This window comes from Noviherbaspirillum sp., from assembly GCF_035627455.1.
GTDB lineage: Bacteria > Pseudomonadota > Gammaproteobacteria > Burkholderiales > Burkholderiaceae_D > Noviherbaspirillum.
In genome coordinates, this window is record NZ_DASPLS010000090.1 from 1 (window position 1) to 6,534 (window position 6,534).

Annotated in this window: 5 protein-coding genes; 1 reads left to right on the forward strand and 4 read right to left on the reverse strand. The window is 61.3% G+C overall.

The features are described 5' to 3' along the window. Positions 1-182 (forward strand): hypothetical protein (locus tag VEC01_RS17505; RefSeq protein WP_324902195.1); only part of this gene is annotated, 182 nt, incomplete at its 5' end. 144 nt (positions 183-326) lie between these two features. On the opposite strand, the gene VEC01_RS17510 is transcribed toward VEC01_RS17505, so the two are convergent. The 4 genes from VEC01_RS17510 to VEC01_RS17525 form a co-directional block, all read right to left on the reverse strand. Then, positions 327-3,137, reverse strand: coding sequence for a glycosyltransferase (locus VEC01_RS17510; protein WP_324902196.1), 2,811 nt, complete (start codon positions 3,135-3,137; stop codon positions 327-329). Then, a complete protein-coding gene (locus tag VEC01_RS17515) occupies positions 3,134-4,300 on the reverse strand; it encodes a glycosyltransferase (protein ID WP_324902197.1) in 1,167 nt (388 codons plus the stop codon). The genes VEC01_RS17510 and VEC01_RS17515 overlap by 4 nt, the downstream gene beginning before the upstream one ends. Then, positions 4,297-5,448 (reverse strand): glycosyltransferase family 4 protein, encoded by a 1,152-nt coding sequence (locus VEC01_RS17520; RefSeq protein ID WP_324902198.1) that lies wholly within the window; start codon positions 5,446-5,448, stop codon positions 4,297-4,299. The genes VEC01_RS17515 and VEC01_RS17520 overlap by 4 nt, the downstream gene beginning before the upstream one ends. A 152-nt stretch (positions 5,449-5,600) precedes the next feature. Then, a partial coding sequence (locus VEC01_RS17525) for an O-antigen ligase family protein (protein WP_324902199.1) occupies positions 5,601-6,534 on the reverse strand: 934 nt, incomplete at its 5' end.

Sequence of the window (6,534 nt, forward strand, 5' to 3'; positions counted from 1 at the left end):
TGCTGCTGAATCTGCCCGACCCCGCCCCGTCCTTGCGCGGCAGGCCCGATTTCTCGATCCGGTTCGCCAATGAAGACACCTGGGAAGCGGCGACAGGTTTCAATCGCCTCAACCATATCGTCAGGATCAGCAATCCGTCGACTGGCCATGCGAAAGGGACGCGTGCGCGAAGCCCCGAATAAGAACCCGGGGCATTTGCGAAAGGCACCGTCCATCCGCTCAAGTACAGGAAAAACAGCTGCGCACAGCAGCGTCAGGAGTAGGCTGTGCCCGGCGTCTGCCGGCAGTAAGCAGGCAGCCGCGGGCTGTGTTGGCGTGCGGCCGCGTCAATCATGCAGTAGCAGCGCGCCCCGGCGCTGCGAGAGCACGCTCTTGTAGACGTCGGAAGTCCCTGCCACCATGCGCTCCGAGGTGAACATATCGAGAAAGCGCTCCCTGCCCTGCTGCCCCATGCGTCTTCTAAGTCCCGGATCGGCGAGCAGGGCCCGCAATGCGTCAGCCAGTTGCGCGCGGTCGCGCGGCCGCACCAGCATGCCTGTGGCGCCATGCGCGACCGCTTCGGCGATGCCGCCGACCCTGGTGGCAACGATCGGCAAGCCTGCACGCATGCCTTCCAGCACGCTGATTGGAAGCCCTTCCCAGTTGGTGGAGAGCGCGAAGATGTCGGCTTCCTTCAGGATCTCCGGCACGTCGCTTCGGGCGCCAAGAAATTCGACTTTGTCCGAAATGCCGAGAATGCGCGCCAGGTTCCTGCTTTGATCCAGCAGCGGACCGTCGCCGACACATTGCAGCCGGAAGTCGTACATGCTCAAGTCCCGAATCGCATGCAGCAGCGTTTCGTAGTCCTTCTGCGCAGTGAAGCGCGCCACCATTACGATTCTCGGTACCGTATTAGCGTGGGCGGCCCGGCAACCCGGAATATCGGGAATGCCGTTATGCACTGTCGTCAGGCGAGCATCATCGGCGACCCGGAAGCGCAGCGCCAGGTTTTCGTCATAACGGGAGACGCAGATGATGCGCTTGGTCATGGCCGATGCGAGGCGCTCGGCCGCCTTGTAGAGCACGGCTTTCCTGCCACCCGCGCCTTCCGTGAAGGCCCAGCCGTGCGCCGTGAAGACGGATGGAATCCCGGCCAGCAGCGCTGCTGTCCGTGCAACGATGCCAGCCTTCGAGGAATTTGCGTGCACCAGATCAGGCTTGATCCTGCGCAGCAGCCTGTAGATCTGGAAGATTGCCTTGATGTCCTGCGATGGCCTGATCGGATGGACCAGCGACCTGCAGATGTGGTAGCGGATACCCATCTTTGCCGCCACCTCGGTGAGATACCCTGTATCGCCGCTGATGAGTTCAATGTCGTACTCAGGCATCGAGGACATCAGGATACGCAGGTACTCCTGTGCCCCACCGAATTCCGCTTTGGTGATCGCCAGGACCAGCTTCATCCGTGCGGTGCTTCCCGCGGCACTTCCCTTCGCATGCGCGGCCGTAGGCGACGCTGGTCCCGTGTCCGCCGGGCGGCCCTGGTGCCTGACTTGCATCGCATCTATGCAGGTCAACCGCCCCGCGCGGCTGAACGTATGCGTGCAGGTGATGTTCTCGTCCCAGTCCGCATCAATACGTCCGACAGGCGTCTCCCGGTAGGTAAACTCATCGATATGGTCGATGCGCTGCAGGACAATCGCCCGCCCGTAACTGCCGCTGCAGTCCTGCGACGGACGGTACCAGCTGCCGTCCCGTTCGAAGATGCGGCCGGCCGGGCGCGCGCGCCGCACGTCGGAGACGATGGGATTGCGGGGATGCGGCTGCCAGTTGCGGCTCAACAGGCTGTCTGAAAAGTACAGGAAGAGCTCGTCGTAGCAGGAGCCCCCCTTGTTTTCCGTGATGTTGGTAAACATCCAGTATTTCCCGCCGTGTTTCCAGATCGTGGTATCTACCGCGCTGACGTCCTCCATCAGGTTCATCACGAACTCCCACTGGTCCGGGAAGCGGGTCGCCCGATACAGCTGGATCGTACCGTTCTGGCCGGTCTCGGGAACCATGTACCAGGTACCGTCGTCGTTAAACACATGTGGATAGGACAAGTGGTACGGCTTTTTCAGAATCGGCACCGGCGGCAGCAGCGGTCGGTCGTTTTCGTCGAAGCGGATCACCGACAGATAGCCGGTGTTGTTCGCATACTCGAATTCTTCAATGAAAACGACATGCCTGCCTTCATGTTCAACGACGAAGGGGTCGGCCCAGAATCGGTCATCCGGCGGAACCAGGGGCATGTAGCATGACGGATCGTCAGCGCTTTTGCCGGATTTCTCCGTGTGGTAAAGCAGCATCCAGCGCTCCCAATATGAATACATGCGGAGCTTCGCACGTAGCTTATTTGCCATCAGAACCGGAAACTTAGCCAACACGTCCACGTTCGTTGGCATGACCTCTCCATCTTCAGCACGCTCACGCGAGCGCCCATGCCTGGCGACAAACGCATCGTGTCCTGCCTGTTGCAGTTCGCGCAGCTTCCTCGGAACGAAGGATGCTGATTTCCAGTACGCGGGGTTCAGGCTACGAGCCAGAGAGATCGGGTCGGCTGCGGACCAGGATCGCTGCAGCACGACGTCTCCGTTATGATCGTCCGAGAGCATCACGAGCGTGGTGCTTACCGTATTTTTTCCCGCGAGCACTTCCATGGCATTCTTGCCTGGCACACGTGAAAGGCAGTCGGCATGAAGATAGGACCAGACGCCACAACGCGCCAGGTTCAGGATGTCGGTATGCAGGTCGCCAAAGCCGAACTTGATCAGCACATCGAGGCCGAGGGAGCCGATTTGTTCGATGTCCGCAGCGCTCATGCTGTCGCGCCCCTGTTTCGTCCGGATCTCCACATTCAACACAGGAATGCCCGCCAGCAGGCGTGAGCCGTCGATCATTGCAAAGGCGTTTTTTTCCCCCTGCCCGAACAGACGGTCGTCCAGCCGCTTCCACATCTCCACCATGTACGGATTCTGTCCACGCGCCAGTCCAACCCGCGGCCGTATCAACACGACGATTTCCGCAGCCTGTCCCTGGCGCACGAGACCTAGCATAGTCTCGACCCAGGCGGGCAGAAGCAAGTTGTCGAGCAACAGGCCAACGCGCAGCTTGCTCATTCATTCCCCTGTTCCAGATTCGTGTCCATCACGGGCTTGCCCGGGAGTCGGTCAGGTCGAAAGATCGGTCCCCGATAGACTTGCAACCAGCGCGCAACGGCAGCGTCAAGGGAAAACCAGCAGGCGACACGGCGCCGTGCCGCGGTGCCGCGTGCACGCTTTTCCTCCGACGAAAGCGTCAGCGCGGCGTGCAGCCCGCGAGCAAGCGCTTCGCTGTCGCGTACCGGAACAACGAATCCGGCGTCCCCGAGCCATTCGCGAATGCCGCCTGCATCTGTAGCGACGACCACGCGTTCGCATGCCATCGCCTCGCCGATCACCAGCGGCATGCCCTCCCAGGCCGACGACAGAACATAGATGTCGGCCGCGCTCATCAAGGACGGCACATCGTGGCGCAATCCTAGGAACCGGACGCGCCCCGCCACCCCTAGCGTTCTTGCTGTGCTTTCGAGACTGGTCCTGGCGTCTCCGGTACCCACTATCCACAGCACGCAATCGGTGCAAGCAGCGCATACGCGCGCGAACGCGCGCAGCAGATTGCCGTAATCCTTCTGCTCGGTGAACCGCCCCACCGCCAGCAGCACTTGCGTATCCCCTCCAGCGCCGAGTTCGCCGCGCAGCCGCTCGCGATCTTCCGGCGAAAAACGGAACCTGGCACAGTCGATGCCGTTATACATCGTAATCATTCGTCCGGATCGCACCGCCCCGCGCCGGATGAACGCCTGTACCGCCTCGTCACTGACGTTGGTGCTGATGTCTGCGAGCGGGTCAGTCAGACGATAGGCGAGCATCCGCACCGCGCCGCCTTCATTCGAGTTATGTGCGGTGCATATCAACCGGCCCATCGGCGTCGTCATGCGCAGCAGTCGCGCAAACAGGTTCGCATGAACCATGTGACTGTGCACCACGTCCGGCGAAAACGCGCGCAATAGCGCACGCGCACGGAGATAGGCACGCAGGAAGCTGATGGGGTCGCGCGCCATATACAGCGATTCGACTCGTACATCCTTGTGCTGCGAGTGAACCAACTGCTCGCCCGTCATGGAAATGACGATCACTACGTTTCCGAGCGACGCGAGCCGATCGGCCAGTGTGATCACCTGGTTTTCCGCGCCGCCCATCGAGAGTCCGGTGATAACGAATGCAATGCGCATCGGCTTCATGCATGCATCCCCATCGGGTCTTCCCGGCCAGCCGCTGCCATCATGCGAACGCCGACCTTGCAGAACAGCCGGTCGTACTGATCCAAAACCACCTGGAGACTGAAGCGACTGGCCACCGACGCACGTGCCTTGCTACCGAGTTCCTCGCGCATCGCGTCGTCGCTCATAAGGCCCCTGAGTGCGTCGGCCAAAGCCGTCCTGTCATTAAGCGGGACCAGCAGCGCATCGGTGCCGTCGCGAGTGATCTCGCGCGGCCCGCTCGGGCAATCGAAGACGGCACAGGGCAGCCCGATCGCCATCGCCTCCAGCAAGGCGTTTGGAAAGCCCTCGATGCGCGACGTCATGACGAAGGCGTGCGAGCGCGCCATCTCGTCCCATGGAGTGCTAGTCGCGCCACCGAGTGTGATGCGCCCCGAAAAGCGCGATCCAGCGATTTGGCGTTCGAGGGCTTCGCGCAGTCCTCCCTCGCCGAAAATTGCGAGATCCCAATCGGGCCACTCGGCAGCCACCGAACAGAAGACGTCAATCAGCAGCGCGAACTGCTTTTCCTCGCTCAGCCTGCCCATAGCAATGAGCCGCTTCCTCTTCGACGCGGACAGGTCGGGACGTGCGAAGTGTTGCAACGGCGCCGGTATAGGATTGGGAACCACCTCCAGATGCTTCAAGCGCGGAAAAACCATGGGTATCTTGTCCGCCACCGCTTGCGTCTGTACCGTCAGCATTTCCGCATGGCGGTAAGCGAGGCGGTAGACCAACATCTCGCTTGCCGGCATGTTCCACGCCATCGGATCGGTACACTCGCCGGCGATTACTGGAATGCCAAGCCCGCGCGACGCGAGAACGGAAGCGACGTTGACGCCGGGCAGAAAGGAGACAATGACATCCGGCCTTTCTTCTTTCAACAGCCAGCGGTAGGCAGACAGCCGCTGTACCCTGTTGAGCAGGGACCTCTTCTTGGTCGGCGTGAGGTCGGCGAGATAGATCACACGTACGGTTTCCGATATCCGGTAGAAACAACTGCCACGCTCAGAGAAGGTGGCCAGCATGATGACCTCGTCGCCGCGCGCCGACCAGGCGTCGGCGAGCGTGCACGCAACCCGCTCTGCGCCGCCGGAGTGCAGGCTGCTCAATGCAATCAGTATCTTCATTTTTTCCGCTCCCAACAAGCCTGGAACATCAACACGCCGTACAGCGCCTATTGCCAGTTCTGCACTGCTGCCACGGACTCGCGCCATTTGGTATCAATCCACACATTTTTCTCTCCTGCTTGCTTGACGGTTCTTCTGGCTAATAGAAAGCCTCATATCCTCCGCCTCGATGCGAGCGCGAAGGTCAGGAGCCAGAACAGGAAGTCGAACATGTTGTGCGTGAACGGTGTCATCAGCACGAACATCAGAAAGACCGCCTGCTGCAGTGCCCTTTCCTCGAAATACTTGCCGTGCCAGAGGATCCAGCCGAGCGCGAGCCAGACGCCTACGCCGCACAGCCCGTATTCCGCCGCGAGCATCACGAACTGGTTGTGCGTGCCAAGGTTGCGTGTCGCGTCCGGCCAGAGTTCGGTAGCTCCCGGTCCCGCACCGGCAAAGACGTTGTTCAGGAAGATGTCCCAGCCAGCCTTCAGCACCATCGAGCGCTCGGCAGCACTGGCATCCCTCAGGCTTCCCGTGGAAAAGAAGTTCAGGCGCTGCTCGATGTCGGCCAGCGCCGGTCCAAAGTCGCTCTGGTTTCCGTAGTAGATCGACAGCGCGCCGAACAGGATCGGAGCCGCGCTCGCCACCGCGAGCAGCAAGATCAACCCAAAACGGGGCAGCACGCGGTTGAAGGAGAGAATTACCCAGAGCACCAGCCACGCGATGATCGCCGAGCGCGACAGGGTCAGAACCACACCGGCGCCGACGATCAGCATCAACGCAACCCGCTGCACTGGCTTGAGCACCGGACAAGCCATCAGGAACAGCACCAGCATCGCTTCGCCGGCAATGGTCGGGTTGATGAAAGTTGCGGCGGCGCGCCCGCGCACCGAGCCGGGCGTGTCAAGCGGATACAGCAGGCCCGGCAGCATGGAATCGATGAACACCAGCAGCGGCAGAGCCAGGGCCAGCCACGGGAAGATCCATTCATAGAGCGAGCGCCGGACATTGAACGCCATGCCCAGCACCAGCGCCAGCAGCAGCATCTGGATCCGGCTTGCCGCAACGTCGGCTCGCACCCATCGCCCTTCTGATAGCTCGCTC

Bases quoted from the DNA above. Each gene is read 5' to 3' on its own strand.
- VEC01_RS17510 (WP_324902196.1), bottom strand. From the start codon at position 3,137: ATGAGCAAGCTGCGCGTTGGCCTGTTGCTCGACAACTTGCTTCTGCCC.
- VEC01_RS17515 (WP_324902197.1), bottom strand. From the start codon at position 4,300: ATGAAGCCGATGCGCATTGCATTCGTTATCACCGGACTCTCGATGGGC.
- VEC01_RS17520 (WP_324902198.1), bottom strand. From the start codon at position 5,448: ATGAAGATACTGATTGCATTGAGCAGCCTGCACTCCGGCGGCGCAGAG.